This is a genomic window from Mycolicibacterium boenickei (assembly GCF_010731295.1).
Taxonomy (GTDB): Bacteria; Actinomycetota; Actinomycetes; order Mycobacteriales; family Mycobacteriaceae; genus Mycobacterium; species Mycobacterium boenickei.
Genome location: NZ_AP022579.1, coordinates 555,923 through 575,282 on the forward strand (window position 1 = coordinate 555,923; position 19,360 = coordinate 575,282).

Here is a 19,360-nt window from a genome sequence, read left to right on the forward strand (position 1 = left end):
AAAGCTGATAGTTGACTGAGGAACGACCAAAAATTAGCTTAGGTTTCCCTAAATATCAATAGGTATGCCTACCCTGACTTTCTGTACCGTAAATATGCGCTGCGCATAACAAAATGGGCCCCGTCCGTCAGGAGGGGGCCCATTTTGTCAACGACGAAAGTCAGAGCCAGGTGTCGGACGTGGTGGTCGTGAGGAACGCTTCCAGATCGTCACGCCACTGCGCCGGGGTGTTCTTGTCCGGCTCGATCCCGGTGTACTCGCCGCGGTAGAACAGCAGCGGCCGAGGCTTACGCTTGGGAACCTCGGACAACGAGTGCACCGCACCGAACACCACGAAATGGTCGCCACCGTCGTGTACGGAGTGCACGTTGCAGTCGATGTGGGCGAGGCTGCCATCGATCACCGGAGAGCCGAGTTCCGATGGCGTCCAGTCGATTCCGGCGAACTTGTCCGGAGCTTTGGAGCCGAACTGGGCGGACACGTGCTGCTGCTTCTCGTGCAGCATGTTCACGCAGAACTTCCCGCTGGCCTCGATGGCCTGCCACGCCCGCGACTGCTTGGTGGGGCAGAACAACACCAGCGGCGGGTCGAGCGACAGCGCGGCGAACGACTGGCAGGCAAAGCCGATCGGCACGTCGTCGTGCAAGGTCGTGATGACCGTGACGCCAGTGCAGAACTGGCCGAGCACATTTCGGAATGTACGCGGGTCGATCGGCTGTGCCTGTGTCATCACTGGAATCCAACGGAGAAGTCGTGGCCCCAGAGGCTGATCCCCACGCTCTCGCGGGCGATCCAGCTCTCGTCCTCGACTTCCAGTCCCTCACAACCGAATTCCATGTCGAACCCACCGGGGGTCTTCATGTAGAAGGACAGCATCTTGTCGTTGATGTGCCGGCCGAGCGTGGCTGACATCTTGACCTTGCGGCGGTTGGCACGGTCCAGGCACAGGCCGACGTCGTCGGAGTTCTCCACCTCGACCATCAGGTGCACGATGCCCGTCGGGTTGGGCATCGGCATGAAGGCCAGCGCGTGGTGACGCGGATTGCAGCCGTAGAAGCGCAGCCAGACCGGATCGCCGTCGGCCGGACGGCCCGCGAGCTGCGGGGGCAGGCTCATCGAGTCGCGCAGCCGGAAGCCGAGCACGTCCTGGTAGAACGCCTGAGCTGCGGCGTCGTCATCGCAGGTCAGCACAACGTGCCCGAGGCCCTGTTCGGCGGTGACGAACTTGTGGCCATAGGGGCTGACGAACCGCCGGCCCAGGTACTGCGCGCCGTGGAACGCCTCGAGCACATTGCCGGCCGGGTCAGAGAACCGGATCAGGCCTTCGACCCGGCGTTCGCGGATCTCGTCCTTGGTTCCCTCGGTGAAATCGACCCCTGCCTTGGCCAGGGTCTCGCGCAGGCCCTGCAGGGCAGGAGCGTCGGCGACCTCCCAGCCGGAGATCAGCAGCCGGTCCTGCTCGCCGGGCACGATCACCAGACGGGCTGCGAAGTCGTCCATCCGCAGGTAGAGCGCGCCCGGGATGGAGCCGTCGCCTTCCACCATGCCCAGGACCTTCAGCCCGAATTCACGCCAGGCCGCCACGTCGGTGGCCTCGATGCGCATGTAGCCGAGCGCCTTGATGCTCATCTGCTAACCCCCAAGGAAATCGATGGTGAGTTTGTTGAACTCGTCGAACTTCTCGACCTGAGCCCAGTGTCCACACTGCCCGAAGACGTGGAGCTGTACCCGCGGAATCTGCTTGACCGCGACCAGTGCGCCGTCGAGCGGGTTGACCCGGTCCTCGCGGCCCCAGATCAGCAGCACCGGCTGACGCAGCTTGTACACCTCACGCCACATCATTCCGAGCTCGAAGTCCGCACCGGCGAACGACTTACCCATCGCACGGGTGGCGGCCAGCGACTCCGGCGTGCTGGCGATCGCGAACCGCTCATCGACCAGCTCGGGGGTGACCAGCTTCTGGTCGAACACCATGATCCGGATGAACGCTTCGAGATTCTCGCGCGTCGGTTCGAAGTTGAACTTGGCGAGCGCCTTGACACCCTCGGTCGGATCCGGTGCGAACAGGTTGACCGACAGACCACCCGGGCCCATCAGCACCAGCTTGCCCGCCCGGTCCGGGTAGTCCAGCGCGAAGCGGACCGCGGTGCCGCCGCCGAGCGAGTTGCCCAGCAGCGGAACGCGACCGGTGATCTCCAGCTTGTCGAGCAGACCCAGAACCGCCTTGGCGCTGTAGCGGTTGTACTGCTCGTGCTCGGTGTGCTTGTCCGACAGGCCGTAACCCGGCTGGTCGATGGCCAGGACGTGGTACTTCTCGGCTAGAACCGCGATGTTGCGGCCGAAGTTCGACCAGCTCGAGGCGCCGGGACCACCGCCGTGCAGCAGCACGATGGTCTGCGCCGTCGGGTCCCCGGCCTCGTGGTAGTGCAACCGCATGGCCAGCTCGCCGGCCTGCACATCGGCGTACCGCGAGGTGGATTCGAAGGTGATCTCCTGAGTGGCAGTCATCGATCAGACCATCGTGTCGGCCGGGGGCAGGCCGAACTCGTTGTTGCCGAAGATCAGGTAGGCGCGCTCGGGATCGTTGGCGGCGTGCACCCGGCCGGCGTGCGCATCACGCCAGAACCGCTGCACCGGAGCGTCGTTGGACAGCGCGGTGGCACCCGAGGCCTCGAAGAGACGGTCGATCGAGGCGATCGCGCGGCCGGTGGCACGCACCTGATCGCGACGGGCGCGGGCCCGCAGCTCGAACGGGATCTCCTCACCGGCGACCAGCAGCGCGTACTCGTCGGCGACATTGCCCGACAGCTGGCGCCAGGCGGCGTCGATGTCGCTGGCCGCCTCGGCGATCCGGATCTTGGCGAACGGATCGTCCTTGGCCTTCTCGCCGGCGAACGCCGCGCGGACACGCTTGCCCTGGTGCTCGACGTGGGCGTCGTAAGCGCCGTAGGCCATGCCCACGATCGGGGTCGAGATGGTGGTGGGATGGATTGTGCCCCAAGGCATCTTGTAGACCGGGGCGGTGTTGGTCCGGTAGCCGCCTGCGGTGCCGTCGTTCATCGCCTTGTAGGACAGGAAGCGGTGCTTGGGCACGAACGCGTCCTTGACCACGACGGTGTTACTGCCGGTGCCGCGCAGGCCGACGACGTTCCACACGTCGTCGATCTTGTAGTCGCTGATCGGGATCAGGAAGCTGCCGAAGTCGACCGGCCGGCCGTCCTTGATGACCGGGCCGCCGAGGAAGGCCCAGGTGGCGTGGTCGCAACCCGAGGACCAGTTCCAGGCGCCGTTGACGATGTAGCCGTCGCCGGCCTCGGTCACGGTGCCCGCACCCATCGGCGCGTAGGAGGAGGAGATCCGAACCGCGGTGTCCTCGCCCCAGACGTCTTCCTGGGCCTGCTGGTCGAACAGCGCCAGGTGCCAGTTGTGGACGCCGATGATGCCGGCCACCCAGCCGGTGGAACCGCAAGCGCTGGCCAACCGCCGGACCGCCTCGTAGAACACCGTCGGGTCGCACTGCAGACCGCCCCACTGCTCGGGTTGCAGAAGCTTGAAGAAACCGATGTCTTCCAGCGCCTTGACGTTCGCGTCCGGCAGCTTGCGCAGATCCTCGGTCTCCTGAGCGCGCTCACGCAGTGTCGGCAGCAGTTCATCGATGCCGGCCAGAACTGCCTGCACGTCACGCTGTTCAATGGATGTCACGGAAATGCCTCCCAAGAATCGGACTGCGATGAGCGCGAGCTGACCGCCTAGACAGAGATTAGAACACGTTACGATTTGTGTCGAGTAGCGGGTTGCAATGAGCGGCTGGACCTGGGCAAGTATGTTTTTGTAACCTGTTCTAGTTATGAGTGAAGAGAGGGGCCAGCCGTGACTGATGAGCCACTGGGCAGCCATGTGCTCGAACTGCAGGTGAGCGCGGTCATCGAGGAGACAGCCGACGCGCGGTCTCTGGTGTTCAGCGTTCCCGAAGGTTCGGACATCCCTGCCGACCGGTTGCGCTACGCCCCGGGCCAATTCCTGACCCTGCGGGTGCCGAGCGATCGCACCGGCTCGGTGGCCCGTTGCTACTCGCTGTCCAGCTCGCCGGTGACCGACGATCAGCTGACCGTCACGGTCAAGCGCACCGCCGACGGCTACGCGTCGAACTGGCTGTGCGACAACGCACACGCCGGGATGCGCATGCACGTGCTGGCCCCGTCCGGGACGTTCGTGCCCAAGGATCTCGACACCGACTTCCTGCTGCTGGCCGCGGGCAGCGGCATCACGCCGATGATGGCGATCTGCAAGTCCGCGCTCGCCGAGGGCAGCGGCAACGTCGTCCTCGTCTACGCCAACCGCGACGAGAACTCCGTCATCTTCGGCGCCACCCTGCGCGAGCTGGCCGCCAAGTACCCCGACCGGTTCACCGTCGTGCACTGGCTGGAGACGGTGCAGGGGCTGCCCAGCCCCGCCGCGCTGGCCGGACTGGTCGCGCCCTACGCCTCCCGCGAGGCCTTCATCTGCGGGCCCGGACCGTTCATGGCCGCGGCCGAGCAGGCGCTGCAGCAGGCCGGTGCCGCCGACGAGCGCATCCACATCGAGGTGTTCAAGTCACTCGACTCGGACCCGTTCGCCGCCGTGGTGATCGAAGAAGATGACAGCGACCAGGGACCGGCCACCGCCGTCGTCACCCTCGACGGCACCACCCACGAGGTCCGCTGGCCACGTTCGGCCACGCTGCTCGACGTGTTGCTGGACAAGGGCCTGGACGCACCGTTCTCCTGCCGCGAGGGCCATTGCGGCGCATGCGCGGTGCTCAAGAAGTCCGGAGACGTCGAGATGAAGATCAACGACGTGCTCGAACCCTCCGACCTCGAGGAGGGCCTGATCCTGGGATGCCAGGCCACGCCGGTCTCGGATTCGGTCGAAGTCACCTACGACGAGTAACGAGCGGATACCTTTCTTGACGATGACGATCAACAGGCTCTCCGCAGCGAGCGCGGCAGCAGTGCTGACCGCGGCGGCGCTGACGTTCCCCGCGTCGGCCCCTGCGGCCGCGAACTCGGCCGTCACCTCGATCCCCAGCCCACAGGGCGACATCGAGATGCACGTCAGCGCGGACTGCGCGGGCACCCAGTGCACGTTCAACACCCAGGCCAACCTGCTGACACCGGACGGCCAGATCGGGTTCCCGGGCGACGCGTGGGCCCGTCAGACCATCACCCTGCGCAGCACGAACAAGGACACCTGGCAGGAGGCCTCCTACAGCGCCCCGGCCGGAATGCCCCGGGAGATCAAGGGCTCCAACCACGACAACGTGCTGTCGAAGCTGTACCGCTCGACGAACAAGGTCGAGATCTCGGCGACCTACTTCGGCGGCGGGCCCATCGAACGCTTCCGGATCGAGGGCGTGTCGACCCCGACCGAGTGGCGGACCGGTCAGCCGAACACCAAGGACCAGTTCATCATCTGCTCAGTCATCCAGGTGGTGTTCGGTGGCGTCAACCTGACCACTCCGACCGCCTGCACCCAGACGGGGTTCTGACATGTGGCGGTCCACGAGCCTGCGCCACCGGCGGTGCCGGTACGCGTAGATCCCGCGGGCCAGCAACACCACAGCGGAAGTGAGTCGGCCGGCATCGATCTCGACGGTGTCGCTGTACCGGCACGAGTGATCGGTGACCGGTTCCACGTGCAGCATGTGATCCCACGATCGCAGCACTCCGCCGTACTCATGGGTGCGGATCGTGCGAGCACTGTCGTCGACATCGAGCACCTCGATGGTGTGCCGGTAGGCCGGGATCACGTGGAAGGCGAACAGCCAACCCGTGCCCCGGTCCCCGGCCTGGAACGGCTCGGTACGGCCGGACAGGGCCGGCACGCCGAACAGTCCGCGGCAGACGTAGAGAAACGTCGGCACCTGCTGCATGGCCTGCCACATTCGTTCGGTATCGGCGGGCAGAATCGTCTCAACGTGGATGCGCTGCATGTCACCAATTTTCGTGAGCCTCGCATCGGCTGACTACTCGCTTTTCGTGCGGAGGTGAGGATGACCCCGACCGACCGGTTCCGGGCACGTAAGCAGCCCAGACAACAGCGCTCCGTCGAGACCCGGCAGGCCATCCTCGACGCCGCGGCTCGCGTTTTCGCCGAATACGGGTATGCCGCAGGGACCACCAACCGCATCGCGGCAGCGGCGGAGCTGTCGATCGGCTCGCTGTATCAGTACTTCCCGAACAAAGACGCGATCCTGTCGGCGCTCACCGACGCACATGTCGACGCCGGTACCGCGCTGCTGCGCGAGCGCGCTTCCGCAGGTCTGCCCGAGACACTCGAAGACCTGCTCCGGCTGTTCGTCCGGGCGACCATCGACAACCACCGCGACGACACCCGCCTGCACCGGGTGCTGTTCGAAGAAGCACCGCGATCACCCGGCTTGCTGGACCGGTTGCATCACGCCGAAGCGGACGCGGTGAGCGCGGCAAAAGCCTTGCTGGACAGCCATTCCGACGTGACGGTTGCCGACACCGCATTCGCGGCGCGCATGGTGGTCGCGACCGTCGAATCCCTGACCCACCGGTTGCTGGCGTGCGACCAGCCCGCCGATGCCGACCAGCTCGAGGACGGCATCGTGACGATGCTGGCGGGGTACCTGCGGGGTTAGCGCGGCAGGCCGAGCAGGCGCTCGCCGGCGACGGTCAGCAGGATCTGCTCCGTCCCACCGGCGATCGTCAGGCAGCGGGTGTTGAGGAAGTCGTGCACCTCCCGGTTGCGCACCACACCACCGCCGTCGGACAGTTCGAGCCGGAACTCCGCCAGCGTCTGGCGGTAGCGCACCCCGATCAGCTTGCGGGCGCTGGCCTGCGCACCGGTGTCCTGACCGCTGACCGCCAGCTGGGCGATCCGCTGATCCAGCAGTGAGCCCACCTGGGCCGTCAGGATCAGCCCGCCGAGGCGATCCAGATCGGCCGGGTCGACATCCGGCTTCGCGCCGAGGGTGCGCAGCAGCTCCTCCATCGGGTTGCCCAGCGCCGTACCGCCTGCCATCGCCACGCGCTCGTTGGCCAGCGTGGTGCGGGCCAGCCGCCATCCGTCATTGACGGTGCCGACCACCATCTCGTCGGGCACGAAGACGTCGTCGAAGAACACCTCGTTGAACAGTTCGTCACCGGTGATCTCGCGCAGCGGGCGGATCACGATGCCCGGCGTCTTCATGTCGATCAGGAAGTAGGTGATCCCCTTGTGCTTCGGAGCGTCGGCGTCGGTACGCGCCAGGCACACCCCCCAGTGCGCCTTCTGCGCCGCAGAGGTCCACACCTTCTGCCCGGTCAGCTTCCAACCCGGCTCACCGTTCGGGCCTTCTGCGCGAACAGCTTTCATGCGCAGCGCGGCCAGGTCCGAGCCGGCACCCGGCTCCGAGAACAGCTGGCACCAGGCCAGATCACCGCGCAGCGTGGCCGGCACGAACTGGTCGATCTGCTCCGGGCTGCCGTGCTCCAGGATGGTCGGCACCGCCCACCAGCCGATCACCAGATCCGGGCGTTCCACCTCGGCCGCGGCCAGCTCCTGATCGATCAGCAGCTGTTCGGCCGGAGATGCGTTGCGGCCGTACGGACGTGGCCAGTGCGGGGCCAGCAGACCGGACTCGGCCAGCGCCACCTGCCGCTTCTCCACCGGCAACGCGGCCACCTCGGCGACCGCGGCACTGATCTCCGGACGCAGCCCGGCCACCGACTCGAGGTCGATACGCAATTCACGACGCACGCCCTGCTGGGTCAGCGCCGAGACGCGACGGATCCACCGGCGCCGGCCACCGAGCGCATGCGAAATCCCGTATGCGCGACGCAAGTACAGATGTGCCTCGTGCTCCCACGTGATGCCGATACCACCGAGCACCTGGATGCAGTCCTTGGCGTTGTCCTCGGCCGCATCCACGCCCGCGGCGGCCGCCACCGCGGCGGCGATCGACAGCTGGGAGTCATCGGATTCCGAGACCGCGCGCGCCGCATCGGCCGCCGACACCGAGATCTGCTCGGAGCGCAGCAGCATCTCGGCACACATGTGCTTGACGGCCTGGAAGCTGCCGATCGGCTTGCCGAACTGCTCACGCACCTTGGCGTATTCGGTGGCGGTCTGCAGGGTCCAGCGCGCCAGGCCGGCGGCCTCGGCGGCCAGCACGGCGCCAGTGATGTCCTCGAACCGCTGCCTCGACACGTCGAGCACCTGAGCCGGCGCCGAATCGAACACGACCCGGGCCAGCGGCAGCGAGAAGTCGGTGGCGGTGAGCAGTTCGATGCTCACCCCGGCGGCACCCGCGTCGACCAGAATCACGCGGTCCCCGGCGGGCAGCAACAGCACGCCCGCGGCGTCCGCGCCCAGGACATACTCGGCGGTGCCCGAGACCTTCTCACCGTCGAGCGTCAGGTCGGCATCCAGCGCCGCACCAGCGGTCCGCTCGCCGGAGACCAGAGCCTCCAGCACAGCCTCATCGGTCACGATCAGGGTGGCCAGCGCCGTGGTGGCCACCGGACCGGGCACCAGCGCCGCGGCGGCCTCGTCGACCATCGCGCACAGATCCTCGACCGTGCCGCCGGCGCCACCCTGCTCCTCGGGGACCGCGACGCTGAAGATCCCTAGTTCAGCGAGACCCTGAAACGGTGCGCGCCAGGCGTCGGCATCAGTTTCACCGGCTCGGACCGCCGCAGCGGTGTCGTTGGCACCAGCCCAGCTCCTTACCAGGTCACGGGCGGCAAACTGCTCGTCAGTGATGGTCGCAGACGCGCCGGACATGGTGGACCTCCTAGCCCCTAACGCGAGAAGTCCGTGCTTCCCACTAGAACGTGTTCTAATGGTGACAGTGTTCGACCGTCAAGTCGACCCGCATCACAGCAGGACACGTCCGTGTGTTTACCGGCGCGGAGGTGCGTAGAAGGAGTTCGCCGTGCGTATCGTTTTCCATGAGGTACGCGCCGAGAGGGGGCCACATACCGCATGTCCAGCGCACCACAGCAGACAGGCAGCGAATCGTCCGGGTCGGACACCCGACCGCGTGAGGTCCTGAACGTGGCCGTACTCGCCGAATCCGAACTCGGCTCAGAAGCACAGCGGGAGCGCCGCAAGCGCATCCTCGACGCCACCCTGGCCATCGCCTCCAAGGGCGGCTACGAGGCCGTCCAGATGCGGGCCGTGGCCGAACGCGCCGATGTCGCCGTCGGCACGCTCTACCGCTACTTCCCCTCCAAGGTCCACCTGCTGGTGTCCGCACTCGGCCGCGAGTTCGAGCGCATCGACGCCAAGACCGACCGGGCCGCCCTCTCCGGCGGTACCCCCTACCAGCGGCTGAGCTTCATGGTGGGCAAGCTGAACCGGGCCATGCAGCGCAACCCGCTGCTCACCGAGGCCATGACGCGGGCGTTCGTCTTCGCCGACGCATCCGCCGCGGGCGAGGTCGACCACGTCGGCAAGCTGATGGACTCGATGTTCGCCCGGGCCATGAGCGACGGCGAACCGACCGAGGACCAGTACCACATCGCCCGGGTCATCTCGGATGTGTGGCTGTCGAACCTGCTGGCCTGGCTGACCCGGCGGGCCTCGGCCACCGACGTCAGCAAGCGACTGGACCTGGCCGTGCGGCTGCTCATCGGCGCCGAGGACAAACCTAAGATCTAGCGGGTGAGCCTTCCCGTCGATCTCCAGGACGCACTGAACCGGGCCGCGCAGGCCCCACGCCTGCTCATAACCTCCGATTTCGACGGCACCCTGGCCCCGATCGTCAACAACCCGGCCGACGCGCGCCCGCTGCGCGAAGGTGCGGAGGCGCTGGTGGCGCTGGCTCAACGTCCGGACACCTCGACCGCCCTGATCTCCGGCCGCGCGCTGGAGGTACTGCGGGACCTGTCCGGCATGCCCGCGGCCGTGCACATGGTCGGCAGCCACGGCGCCGAGTTCGACTCCGGCTTCGCCCACCCCATCGATCGCGCCCTGCTCGACCGGATCGCGGCAGAACTGACCACGATCGCCGCGGCCCGGCCCGGGGTGACCGTCGAAGTCAAACCCGCGAGCGTGGCCCTGCACGTGCGCAACGCCGAACCTGCCGACGCCGAAGCCGCGTCCGCGCAGGCACTTCAGTCCGCCCGAGCCTGGGATGCGCAGCTGACCAAGGGCAAAGCCGTGCTCGAGTTCGCGGTGATCACCACCGACAAAGGTGAGGCGATCGACATCCTGCGCGACAAGCACCGGGCGTCGGCAGTGATCTACTTCGGCGACGACGTCACCGACGAGAAGGCGTTCCGCCGACTGCGCGACGGCGATGTCGGCGTCAAGGTGGGGCCCGGCGAGACGCTCGCCGGATATCGGGTCGACGAGCCCGAAGACGTTGTGGCAGCGCTGAAGTACCTGTTGGACGCGCGCCGCTGACGCCGAAACGGTATTCCAGCAGAAGAAATGCGAGTAACGGCCTGCCGGAATACCGTTTCGGCGGAATGGGTGAGAGGAGCTAGGCCGGCGGGCCCGACGTCCGGCCGCGCACCACCTCGGTATCGAGTACCTCGATGACGGGCAGCCCGTCCCGCGGCGGATTGTGCAGCAACTCGCCCGCCCGCCGCCCCTTGGCCACGCTCGACTGCACCACCGTGGACAGGCCGCGGCGCAATGCTTCCGGCACCCCGTCGAAACCGGTCACCGTCATCTCCCCCGGCACGTAGATGCCGCGCGAACGCAGATAATCCATGGCCGACAAGGCCAGCACGTCGGCGGTGCACATCAGCGCAGTGATGCGGGGATTGGCTTCCAGCGCCACCTCGGCAGCCGCACCACCGGAGGTCGGCAGGTGGTCGTAGCTCTCCACCACCGTCAGCGTGTCCGGCGCCAGGCCGGCAGCCGTCATCGCGTCGTACACCCCGTGGATCCGTTCCCGCTGCACGTGGAAATGCGGAGACAACACCCGATCCGGGTCTGCCAGTGCGGGTTTCGTGCCGTCATGCGGCCAGTCCCGGCCCAGCCGCATGGTCAGCAGGCCGATGTCGCGATGGCCCAGCTCGAGCACATGCTCGGCCAGCCGACGCATCCCGCCGCGATCATCGATGCTGACCCGCGACACCCCAGGCACGTCTTTCGGCTGATCCACCACCACGACCGGCAGGTGACGCTGACGCACCACCGGCAGATACGGATCGTCGTCCGAGGCCGAATACACCACGAATCCGTCGACACCCGCCGCGAGCACCGCCGCCGAACCGTCCTCGAAACTGCGGTTGGGCCCGATCGCCACCAGCAACAGCCCCTGCCCCACCGCCTCGCAGGATTCGGCAAGTCCGGCAACGAAATCCAATGCTGCTGGATCACTGAACGAGTAGTTGAGCGGCTCGGTGATGATCAACCCGACGGCGCCGGCCTTACGGGTGCGCAGGGAACGTGCCACCGGATCCGGTCCGGCATAGCCCAACCGCTTGGCCGCATCGAAGATCCGGTCGCGAAGCTCCGCGGACAACTGATCGGGACGGTTGTAGGCGTTGGAGATCGTGGTCCGAGAGACCTTCAGTTCGGCCGCCAACGAAGCCAGGGTGGCCCGCCGGGGCGGGTGGGGACTCCTTGGCATGCTTTCCGAGGCTAGTGGATGACCGAATTCCTCACCCGGTCAACCGTCCACACCGCCAGCCAGATCCCGCACGCGATCGTGACGATCACGAAGCTCGGCGGCATGTTGAAGATCGCCGATACCGCCAGCCCGGCCCACACCGAAACCACGCTGATCCCGGTCGAGATCGTCATCGCGAGAACCGGCCGGGCCGTCACCATGATCGCCGTCGCGGCCGGGGTGACGACGAGCGCGAACAACAGCAGCGTGCCCACGGCGAGCACCGCCATCGTCACCGCGATCCCCAGCAGAACCATGAACAGCACCGACAACACGCGCACCGGTATCCCCTTGGCCTCGGCCACCTGCGCGTTGACCGAGGCGAACAGCAGTGGGCGGAAAACGAATACGACGGTGGCGGCCAGCACGAGCAGCAGCGCGGTGAAGGTCAGCAATTGCTGATGCGTGATGGCCAGCAGGTTGCCGAACAAGACGTTGGTCAGCGTGGACGAATTCTTGGTCGCCAGCGAGTTGAAGAACAGGCCGAAGCCGGTGGCCAGGGCCAGCACCGTGCCGGTGGCGACCTCGCGATCGTGGGCCCGACTGCCCAGTGCCCCGATCACGAGGGCTCCGCCGACGCAGAACGCGCCAAGACCCAACCCGACCGGAAGCCCGAGCAGCGCCGCACCGGTGGCGCCGGGCAGACCGATGTGGGCCAGTGCATGGGCGGCGAACGCGGTATTGCGCACGATGACGAAATAGCCGATCAGCCCGGCCGCCAACGCCACCAGCGTGCCGCCGATCAATGCGTTGCGCATGAACGCCGAGGTCAGGATCTGCCACCAGTTGTGCTGGTAGCCCAGTGCCAGAGTGCTTTGGGCGAACGTGCCCTGCGCCAGCAGACCCGCCGACATCACCCACTCCTCATGTACATCTGCCCCAGTGGGGTGTGGGCCACCTGCACCTTGGTCCCGTACAGGTGGGTCAGCAACTCGGCATCGACCACCTCGTCGATGGCCGCGTGGTGAGCGTGTCCGTCGAGCAGATAGATGGCGCTGTCGAGCACGCTAAGCAGTGGGTTGAGGTCATGGGCGACAACAAGAATCGTCACGCCCAGGTCCTGGTTGAGCCGGGCCAGCAACTGCACGATCTCGTGCTGGTTGCGCAGGTCGAGGGCGGCCAGCGGTTCGTCGAGGATCAGCATCCTCGGATGTCCGACAAGGGCATTGGCCAGCGCGATGCGCTGCCGTTGGCCGCCGGACAGTTCCGAGAGTCGCATGGTCGCGAACCCGGTGGCCTCGACCGACGCCAGGGCCTCGTCGACGCGGGCCCGGTCGGCGGCCGACGTCCGGGTGAAACCCCACCTGCGACCGGTGAGGCCGAGGGTCACCGCACCGCGGGCCCGGATGGCCTCCCCCGCACCCGCCGCGTAATCCTGCGGGACGTAGCCGATCAGGTCGTTGTGCTCACCCGGTGCGCCACCGAGCACCCGCACCGATCCCGACGCCGCGGGCAGCAGGCCAAGGATGACCTGCAGCATCGTGGACTTGCCCGACCCGTTGGAGCCGATCAGTGCGACGATGCCGCCGGCCGGGATCTCGAAGGTGCCCTCCGACCAGATGAGCCGTCCCCCGCGCACGGCGCTGACATCGTCGAAGACGAGGGCAGGCGGGTCCGCACTGCCGGGCACTAGACCTGTATTCCGAGCGCTTTGGCGAGCGCCGTCAATTGGTTCACCTGCCAAGCCTCGAACGAATCCGCTCCCGGCGCCACCGTTTCGGTGACATCGACCACCGGAATACCCGCGCCCTCGGCGGCAGCCCGGATCTGTTTGGGCAGCGAACCCTCGGTCTGGGTGTTGTAGATCAGCACGTCGGCACCGTGGTCGGCGAGCAGGCGCAGGAACGCGTCGAGGTCGGCCGGCGACGGGTCGGCCTCGTTGGACGCGGCAGCCTGATAGCCCGCCGGGGTCGCGTTGACCAGGCCGACTGCGGCGGCCATGTCGTCGAACACGGCCTCGGTCGCGGCGTAGCGCTTGCCGGAAGCCTTTGCCTTGATGTCGGCGATCAGCTGTTGATAGGGCTGCATCGAAGTGTTGAACTCGGCGCGGCGCTGCGCGAAGTAATCGCGCGCATCGGGAGCCAGCTGCCCCAGTTCCTCGGTCACCGTGTCGGCGACACCGGTCACCGCTTCCGGGTTGTACCAGGCGTGCGGGTTGTTCGAGTGTTCGTGGGCATGGCCGCCGTCCCCGTCACCGTGGTCATGATCGTCATCGCCGGTTCCGACGGCAGAGACGACGACGGCATTCGGTGCGGTGCTCTGCGCCAGCTTGGCCGCCCACTCGTCGTAGTGCCCTCCGTTGATCACCACCAACTGCGCGCCCTGGAACTTGGCCGCATCCGCAGGCGACGGCTCGAAGTCGTGCGGGTCGACCGACGAGCCGGCCAGCACCGTGGTCACCTTCGCGCAGTCTCCGCCCAGTGCGGACACGATGTCGCCCCACTGGTCGACGCTGACGACCACGTTGACCGGTGTGGTCACGCAGTTCCCTGCGGACTCGGCCGGTTGGGCCTCATCGGCGCCGCAGGCGGCGAGGGCGAACGGTGTGGCCAGCAGCAACGCGGTGGCCGCGGCACGGAGATTCAGGGGCAGGAGCACGGCGATAACGATAACCGTTTGCATTAGCGGATGCACGTCCGGATGATGATTTATTGAAAATCGTTTTCATTAAGGAGTGTCCCGATGTCCGACCTGCTGCCCGTAACCGTCCTGTCCGGCTTCCTCGGCGCCGGCAAGACCACTCTCTTGAACCACATCCTGGCCAACCGGGACGGCAGACGAGTGGCGGTGATCGTCAACGACATGAGCGAGATCAACATCGACGCGGCGCTCATCGCGGGGCAAGGGCACCTCGATCGCACCGAGGAGAAGCTCGTCGAGCTGACCAACGGCTGCATCTGCTGCACCCTGCGCGAGGACCTGGTGGAGGCGGTCGGCGCGCTGGCTCGGCAGAACCGGTTCGACCAGTTGGTGATCGAGTCGACAGGCATCTCCGAGCCCATGCCGGTCGCCGCGACATTCAGCTGGGAATTCGAGGACGGCTTCAGCCTGGGCGACCTGGCCCGGTTGGACACGCTGGTCACCGTCGTCGACGCGTCGACGTTTCTGACCGAGTTGGCCCGGGGCGAAGCGCTGGCCGAGCGGGATCTGGCCGCCGGCGAGGGGGATGCCCGCAGCATCGCCGACCTGCTCACCGATCAGGTGGAGTTCGCCGACGTCATCCTGCTCAACAAGACCGACCTGGTGAGCCCGGCGACCCTCGACACCGTCCAAACACTGCTACGCAGACTGAATCCGACCGCCAAGCTGATCCGGACCGACCACGGCGTCGTCGACATCGGCGAGGTGCTGGGCACCGGACTGTTCGACCCGGAAGCCGCCGCCCAGACCCCGGGCTGGGACGAGGAGATCGCCGACGGACACACACCCGAGACCGAGGAGTACGGCATCAGCTCGATGACCTTCCGCTCCGACCGGCCGTTTCACCCCCAGCGCCTCGGCGACGCGCTCGGTCAGGTGACAAGGGTGTTGCGCAGCAAGGGATTCTGCTGGATCGCCAGCCGCCCGACGATCGCCGCCATCTGGTCCCAGGCCGGCCCGAACCTGGTGATCGAGCCGGCTCAGTACTGGTCGGGCACAGAGATCGCACCGGGTCAGGAGATCGTGTTCATCGGGATCAAGCTCGATCGGGAGGCAATCGACGCACTTCTGCGCTCAGCCCTGCTGACGGATACCGAACTGGCCGAGGGCGAGCCGGCGTGGATGGGCTATCCCGATCCGCTACCGGCGTGGAACGTCACGCACTCGCATTGAGCGGCTTGACGCCGAAAGGCCACTTATGACACGCAATTTGGTCATACGCGTGTCATAAGTGGCCACCCGACCACGACACTCAGTGCTCGTGGCCCACGGTTCCGCTGAGCTCATTGGGCGCCTGATCGAGCGTCACCGACGCGCCTTTCTCGCCGGATTCGACATCGACGGCGTGAATCTGCCTGGTGGCCGGGTCGGTGACGAAGACGTCGTGGCCGCGGGCGAACACGCTCGGCCGGGGCTGCTGCCAGTCCTCGGGTTCGGTCCACGGCGCGACCACCGCGATCGTCTTGAGGGTGCGCCCAGATGCCGGATCGATGACGTGGAGATTGCCGTCCGTACCGAGGATGAGGCCTTCGGCGTGCGGCCCCCGCGCCAGCGACCGGAACGAGTAGCTGACCGCCTGCGGGAGCGACACCAGACGCAGTTGGTCGGTTGCGGTGTCGACGAGGGCGAACCGGTTGGGCCGCTCCAGCTCGGCATCGGGGTCGACCTTGTAGTCGCCCAGCGCCACCGGTGAGTCCTGGTGCCCGCGAACGGTTCCCACCCGGCCGTATTGGTCCGGGGCGGCGACCTTGGTGAAGGCGCCGTCGGAGAAGGTCAACGCGCCGTTCTCACAGCCGAAAACCAAAGTGGAGGCCTCCACGACCGTTTCTCCGTGTATGCCGGGGCACTCGGCACTGCGAGCGATCTCCCGATCCGAGGCGTCGAATGCGACTGCGCCGCTGCGCTCGTCGGAATTGCCTTCGCTGCGTACCCAGCTCCCGTCATCGAGAACCACGGCGACGCCGTGATGCGGCTGCGGTGCCTTCATACCTCGCATCCGCGGTACAGAGGCCGCGAGCTCGTGTGGGTCGAGCACGGTGATCTCACCGGAGCCGTCGGCGAACAGCACGGTGTGCTCGCCGTGGGCGACAACGTGACCGGGCTCGTCGGCCATGAAGGTGGTGTCGGTCAGCTCACCGGCCGACGCGTCGAGCAGGCGGAAACCCTGATCGGTGGTCACCATCACATGCGTGTCGTCACCGGCGGGGTTGACCCGCAGGAATCCCTCCAGCGGCACGTCGGCTTTGACCTGCAAGGTGTTGCCGTCCAACACATACAACCCACCGTCATAGGTGACCACCAGCGGATCGGGTATCGGCTCCCGCGCCGCCGGCGGCGTCTCGCCACCCCCACAACCGGTCAGCGCCACCGCGAGCGCACTGACCAGCAGGACCTTCATGGACTTCGGCATTCGTTCTCCTTCTTGCATGTTGGGGAATCACCAGCCCGCGGCTGCCAGGTGATCCGGGGTGACTTCCGTGCGGTGCGTGCGCACCACCCGCAAGCCGTCCGCGTAGTCGATTTCGTGCACTGCCCTTGCCGTTGAGTCGTTGACGTAGGCCCGCCCGGCACCCACCTCGATCACCGGCGTGCCGACCGGAGCGGCGAGCAGGGCGATGCGGCCGATGTTCGCACCTGCCGCCACATCGAGCGCGTGCAGGACGCCGTCTCGGGTCAGGGCCAGCACGGTGGTGGCATCGGCGGTGTTCACGGCGACCACGCCGGGAAGCCGCATCGATGCCCAGCGGCGGCCGTTGAGCAGCCACACCTCGTCACCGGCCACCGCGGCCACGGAGTTACCGGTCCTGCGGTATCCGAAGGGACCCAACGGCATTGAGGGCCGAGATGCTCCGAACGGGATATCTTCGGCCACGAGTGCCCCGCCGCGCCGGGAGATCCGCAGTGCGCCGTCGCGACACCCGAGCACCGCTGTCCGGCGCAATACCGCCGCACCGGTGACCTCGGGGCAGTGTCCGAGGACCGTGGCCTGCCCGGCGCCGTGCCTGACCAGTCCGGGCTCGGTCACCGTCAACAAGTCCTTGCCGAATGCCACTGCGGCCCTTGCATGGTCCGCTCCCGGCACGGTCGCCGCGGACGGGTCCTCGCGGGGGAAGGCCTCCCGGTTCAGCGATTCGACCGCGCCGTCTCCGCGGAGCACGACGGTCGACGCCCCATCGCCGCGCACCGCGGCCACCCGGCCGTCGATCCGGCCCACCACCGCCGGCGGCACGACGTAGTAATGCGAGTGATCGCCGTGGTCATACGTCCACGCCCCGCCGTCGAGGATCGTCAGGCCGGCCTCCTCGCGCAGGTAGGCATATCGGCCGTCGCCACTCACGGCGTCGACACGACCGAACCGTCCGAGACCGGTCTCGGCCGCATCGGCGACGTCGAACACCGCAGCCGCACCCGTCTGGCGCTCCACCAGGACCAGGCGCGTCACGGGCCGCCCGGATTCCCGAGGCGCCGCCGACGGCCGGGGATCGGGGGTCGCCGAGCAACCGGCCGACAACACACCGACGAGCGCTATCGCCCGGGCCCAGTTCAGCACCCCAAACTCTTATCATTAATGACATTCATTTTCAATAAGGTCGGTGTCCGGCGCCCCCGAGGGCCCACATAAGCTCGGTCCGTGTCTGAGCACGCCTTCAACCCCGACGAGCGCCGCGCCGTCTACCGGGCCATCGCCGAACGTCGCGACATGCGCCGATTCGTCCCCGGCAGCACAGTGCCGCCAGAGGTCCTCGGCCGGCTGCTGCAGGCCGCCCACGCGGCGCCGAGCGTCGGCCTGATGCAGCCGTGGCGGTTCATCCGGATCACCGACGACGCGCTGCGCGGCAAGATCCACGCCCTGGTCGACCAGGAGCGCATCCACACCGCCGACGCGCTCGGGGTTCGCGGCGACGAGTTCCTGGCCCTGAAGGTGGAAGGCATCCTCAACTGCGCCGAACTGTTCGTCGTCGCCCTGGGCGAGAACCGCGACCGGCACATCTTCGGCCGCCGCACCCTCCCGCAGATGGACCTGGCCTCGGTGTCCTGCGCCATCCAGAACATGTGGCTGGCCGCGCGCGCCGAAGGGCTCGGCATGGGTTGGGTGTCGATCTTCCAGCCGGCGCCGCTCGCCGAGCTGATGGGCATGCCCGACGATGCCGAGCCCGTGGCGATCCTGTGCCTGGGTCCGGTTCCCGAGTTCCCGGACCGGCCGGTGCTGGAGATCGAGCACTGGACCGTCGGTCGCCCGCTGCCCGAATTCGTGGCGGAGAACGAGTGGCCGGCGGAGGCATCGCCTTAGGCTGGTCGGGTGGCCGCCTCCGTGGATCTCAATGCCGACCTCGGTGAGAGCTTCGGCGCGTGGAAGCTCGGTGACGACGAGGCCATGCTCAGGCTGGTCACCAGCGCCAATGTGGCCTGCGGCTTCCACGCCGGGGACCCGGCACTGCTGCTGCGCACCTGCCGCGAGGCCGCGGCAGGGGGCGTACGCGTCGGCGCCCAGGTGAGCTACCGGGATCTGGCCGGTTTCGGCAGACGCTTCATCGACGTCACCCCCGAGGATCTGACCGCCGACGTGATCTACCAGATCGGCGCCCTGCAGGGGATCGCCCAAGCCGCGGGCACCGCGGTGAGCTACGTGAAACCCCATGGCGCGCTGTACAACACAATCGTCGGCCATCCCGAGCAGGCCGCCGCCGTCGCAGCCGCGGTAGCGGCCGTGGACGCCGGGCTGCCCGTGCTCGGCCTGTCCGGTTCCGTGTTCTTCGAAGAGGCGGCGCGGCGCGGGCTGCGCACCGTGGCCGAGGCCTTCGCGGACCGCGCCTACCAGGCCAACGGCACGCTGGTGTCCCGCCGCGAACCCGGCGCCGTGCTGCACGACGCTTCCGAGATCGCCGAGCGGGTGGCAGGCATGGTGATGGCGGGACAGGTCACCGCGGTGGACGGATCCGTCATTCCGGTGACAGTGGAATCGGTTTGCGTACACGGAGATTCGCCGGGCGCGGTGGAGATCGCGACGGCGGTGCGCGACCGCCTGGTCGCCGAGGGGATCGCGCCGAGCCCCTTCTGCTGACAGGTTCGCCTGGCATGATGGCCGCGTGGTGGCAAACCCGG

The 19,360-nt window shown here is 67.4% G+C and carries 20 protein-coding genes; 8 read left to right on the forward strand and 12 right to left on the reverse strand.

The window, feature by feature from the left end:
* Window positions 1–160 precede the first annotated feature (160 nt).
* From hsaB to hsaA, 4 genes are read right to left on the reverse strand one after another with little or no spacing between them, the layout of a single operon-like run.
* Window positions 161–730 carry a 3-hydroxy-9,10-secoandrosta-1,3,5(10)-triene-9,17-dione monooxygenase reductase subunit gene (hsaB, locus tag G6N57_RS02420; protein ID WP_065510216.1) on the reverse strand — a complete coding sequence of 190 codons (570 nt, stop codon included), beginning with the start codon at window positions 728–730 and terminating at the stop codon, window positions 161–163.
* Window positions 730–1,629: an iron-dependent extradiol dioxygenase HsaC gene (hsaC, locus tag G6N57_RS02425; protein ID WP_077738774.1), complete on the reverse strand. Its 900-nt coding sequence runs from the start codon at window positions 1,627–1,629 to the stop codon at window positions 730–732. Before hsaC ends, hsaB begins: the two co-directional genes overlap by 1 nt.
* A gap of 3 nt (window positions 1,630–1,632) precedes the next feature.
* Window positions 1,633–2,508 (reverse strand): 4,5:9,10-diseco-3-hydroxy-5,9,17-trioxoandrosta-1(10),2-diene-4-oate hydrolase, encoded by an 876-nt coding sequence (gene hsaD / locus G6N57_RS02430; protein ID WP_036442384.1) that lies wholly within the window; start codon window positions 2,506–2,508, stop codon window positions 1,633–1,635.
* A gap of 3 nt (window positions 2,509–2,511) precedes the next feature.
* The gene (gene hsaA, locus G6N57_RS02435; RefSeq protein WP_077738773.1) at window positions 2,512–3,702 is read right to left on the reverse strand and encodes a 3-hydroxy-9,10-secoandrosta-1,3,5(10)-triene-9,17-dione monooxygenase oxygenase subunit; all 1,191 of its coding nucleotides are present in this window, start codon (window positions 3,700–3,702) and stop codon (window positions 2,512–2,514) included.
* 168 nt (window positions 3,703–3,870) lie between these two features.
* Here hsaA and G6N57_RS02440 point away from each other — a divergent pair, with 168 nt between their 5' ends.
* Together G6N57_RS02440 and G6N57_RS02445 are read left to right on the forward strand one after the other, a co-directional pair.
* Window positions 3,871–4,929: a ferredoxin--NADP reductase gene (locus G6N57_RS02440; RefSeq protein ID WP_077738772.1), complete on the forward strand. Its 1,059-nt coding sequence runs from the start codon at window positions 3,871–3,873 to the stop codon at window positions 4,927–4,929.
* A 28-nt stretch (window positions 4,930–4,957) separates the two neighbouring features.
* Window positions 4,958–5,527 (forward strand): hypothetical protein, encoded by a 570-nt coding sequence (locus tag G6N57_RS02445; protein WP_077741645.1) that lies wholly within the window; start codon window positions 4,958–4,960, stop codon window positions 5,525–5,527.
* Here the strand turns inward: G6N57_RS02445 and G6N57_RS02450 are convergent.
* Window positions 5,456–5,971 carry an Rv1443c family protein gene (locus tag G6N57_RS02450; RefSeq protein WP_077738771.1) on the reverse strand — a complete coding sequence of 172 codons (516 nt, stop codon included), beginning with the start codon at window positions 5,969–5,971 and terminating at the stop codon, window positions 5,456–5,458. The two genes, G6N57_RS02445 and G6N57_RS02450, sit on opposite strands and share 72 nt — an antisense overlap.
* Before the next feature lie 60 nt (window positions 5,972–6,031).
* Here G6N57_RS02450 and G6N57_RS02455 point away from each other — a divergent pair, with 60 nt between their 5' ends.
* Window positions 6,032–6,646: a TetR/AcrR family transcriptional regulator gene (locus G6N57_RS02455; protein WP_077738770.1), complete on the forward strand. Its 615-nt coding sequence runs from the start codon at window positions 6,032–6,034 to the stop codon at window positions 6,644–6,646.
* Here the strand turns inward: G6N57_RS02455 and G6N57_RS02460 are convergent.
* On the reverse strand, window positions 6,643–8,772 hold the full coding sequence (locus G6N57_RS02460) for an acyl-CoA dehydrogenase family protein (RefSeq protein ID WP_077738769.1): 2,130 nt from the start codon (window positions 8,770–8,772) through the stop codon (window positions 6,643–6,645). The genes G6N57_RS02455 and G6N57_RS02460 overlap by 4 nt on opposite strands.
* A gap of 201 nt (window positions 8,773–8,973) precedes the next feature.
* Between G6N57_RS02460 and kstR the strand changes: the two genes are divergently transcribed.
* Complete coding sequence (kstR, locus tag G6N57_RS02465) at window positions 8,974–9,651, forward strand: cholesterol catabolism transcriptional regulator KstR (protein WP_075920695.1); 678 nt, start codon at window positions 8,974–8,976, stop codon at window positions 9,649–9,651.
* A 3-nt stretch (window positions 9,652–9,654) separates the two neighbouring features.
* Window positions 9,655–10,398, forward strand: a complete 744-nt coding sequence (gene otsB, locus G6N57_RS02470) for a trehalose-phosphatase (RefSeq protein WP_077738768.1) — start codon at window positions 9,655–9,657, stop codon at window positions 10,396–10,398.
* 79 nt (window positions 10,399–10,477) lie between these two features.
* Here otsB and G6N57_RS02475 read toward each other — a convergent pair whose 3' ends face one another.
* The 4 genes from G6N57_RS02475 to G6N57_RS02490 are packed head-to-tail and all read right to left on the reverse strand — an operon-like array spanning window position 10,478 to window position 14,239.
* The gene (locus G6N57_RS02475; RefSeq protein WP_036442393.1) at window positions 10,478–11,578 is read right to left on the reverse strand and encodes an Rv3575c family transcriptional regulator; all 1,101 of its coding nucleotides are present in this window, start codon (window positions 11,576–11,578) and stop codon (window positions 10,478–10,480) included.
* Window positions 11,579–11,589: 11 nt separating this feature from the next.
* Window positions 11,590–12,471: a metal ABC transporter permease gene (locus G6N57_RS02480; RefSeq protein WP_077738767.1), complete on the reverse strand. Its 882-nt coding sequence runs from the start codon at window positions 12,469–12,471 to the stop codon at window positions 11,590–11,592.
* Window positions 12,471–13,247 carry a metal ABC transporter ATP-binding protein gene (locus G6N57_RS02485; protein WP_077738766.1) on the reverse strand — a complete coding sequence of 259 codons (777 nt, stop codon included), beginning with the start codon at window positions 13,245–13,247 and terminating at the stop codon, window positions 12,471–12,473. The genes G6N57_RS02480 and G6N57_RS02485 overlap by 1 nt, the downstream gene beginning before the upstream one ends.
* Entirely contained in the window at window positions 13,247–14,239 is a 993-nt protein-coding gene (locus tag G6N57_RS02490) for a metal ABC transporter solute-binding protein, Zn/Mn family (RefSeq protein WP_077738765.1), read from the reverse strand. Before G6N57_RS02490 ends, G6N57_RS02485 begins: the two co-directional genes overlap by 1 nt.
* Before the next feature lie 60 nt (window positions 14,240–14,299).
* On the opposite strand from G6N57_RS02490, the gene G6N57_RS02495 reads away from it, so the two are divergent.
* A complete protein-coding gene (locus G6N57_RS02495; RefSeq protein ID WP_077738764.1) occupies window positions 14,300–15,430 on the forward strand; it encodes a GTP-binding protein in 1,131 nt (376 codons plus the stop codon).
* A gap of 79 nt (window positions 15,431–15,509) precedes the next feature.
* Here G6N57_RS02495 and aztD read toward each other — a convergent pair whose 3' ends face one another.
* Together aztD and G6N57_RS02505 are read right to left on the reverse strand one after the other, a co-directional pair.
* Window positions 15,510–16,667 carry a zinc metallochaperone AztD gene (gene aztD / locus G6N57_RS02500; protein ID WP_077738763.1) on the reverse strand — a complete coding sequence of 386 codons (1,158 nt, stop codon included), beginning with the start codon at window positions 16,665–16,667 and terminating at the stop codon, window positions 15,510–15,512.
* Between the two features lie 27 nt (window positions 16,668–16,694).
* The gene (locus G6N57_RS02505; RefSeq protein WP_077738762.1) at window positions 16,695–17,807 is read right to left on the reverse strand and encodes a hypothetical protein; all 1,113 of its coding nucleotides are present in this window, start codon (window positions 17,805–17,807) and stop codon (window positions 16,695–16,697) included.
* An 81-nt stretch (window positions 17,808–17,888) separates the two neighbouring features.
* Between G6N57_RS02505 and bluB the strand changes: the two genes are divergently transcribed.
* Window positions 17,889–18,548 carry a 5,6-dimethylbenzimidazole synthase gene (gene bluB / locus G6N57_RS02510; RefSeq protein ID WP_077738761.1) on the forward strand — a complete coding sequence of 220 codons (660 nt, stop codon included), beginning with the start codon at window positions 17,889–17,891 and terminating at the stop codon, window positions 18,546–18,548.
* Between the two features lie 9 nt (window positions 18,549–18,557).
* A complete protein-coding gene (locus G6N57_RS02515) occupies window positions 18,558–19,319 on the forward strand; it encodes a LamB/YcsF family protein (protein ID WP_077738760.1) in 762 nt (253 codons plus the stop codon).
* The last annotated feature ends 41 nt before the right edge of the window (window positions 19,320–19,360 follow it).

Excerpts from the sequence above, each read along its gene's own strand:
- G6N57_RS02475 (WP_036442393.1), bottom strand. The coding sequence starts at position 11,578 with ATGCCAAGGAGTCCCCACCCGCCCCGGCGGGCCACCCTGGCTTCGTTG.
- kstR (WP_075920695.1), top strand. The coding sequence starts at position 8,974 with ATGTCCAGCGCACCACAGCAGACAGGCAGCGAATCGTCCGGGTCGGAC.
- hsaB (WP_065510216.1), bottom strand. The coding sequence starts at position 730 with ATGACACAGGCACAGCCGATCGACCCGCGTACATTCCGAAATGTGCTC.
- G6N57_RS02450 (WP_077738771.1), bottom strand. The coding sequence starts at position 5,971 with ATGCAGCGCATCCACGTTGAGACGATTCTGCCCGCCGATACCGAACGA.
- G6N57_RS02455 (WP_077738770.1), top strand. The coding sequence starts at position 6,032 with ATGACCCCGACCGACCGGTTCCGGGCACGTAAGCAGCCCAGACAACAG.
- G6N57_RS02460 (WP_077738769.1), bottom strand. The coding sequence starts at position 8,772 with ATGTCCGGCGCGTCTGCGACCATCACTGACGAGCAGTTTGCCGCCCGT.
- G6N57_RS02495 (WP_077738764.1), top strand. The coding sequence starts at position 14,300 with ATGTCCGACCTGCTGCCCGTAACCGTCCTGTCCGGCTTCCTCGGCGCC.
- G6N57_RS02490 (WP_077738765.1), bottom strand. The coding sequence starts at position 14,239 with ATGCAAACGGTTATCGTTATCGCCGTGCTCCTGCCCCTGAATCTCCGT.
- aztD (WP_077738763.1), bottom strand. The coding sequence starts at position 16,667 with ATGCCGAAGTCCATGAAGGTCCTGCTGGTCAGTGCGCTCGCGGTGGCG.
- hsaD (WP_036442384.1), bottom strand. The coding sequence starts at position 2,508 with ATGACTGCCACTCAGGAGATCACCTTCGAATCCACCTCGCGGTACGCC.
- G6N57_RS02480 (WP_077738767.1), bottom strand. The coding sequence starts at position 12,471 with ATGTCGGCGGGTCTGCTGGCGCAGGGCACGTTCGCCCAAAGCACTCTG.
- hsaC (WP_077738774.1), bottom strand. The coding sequence starts at position 1,629 with ATGAGCATCAAGGCGCTCGGCTACATGCGCATCGAGGCCACCGACGTG.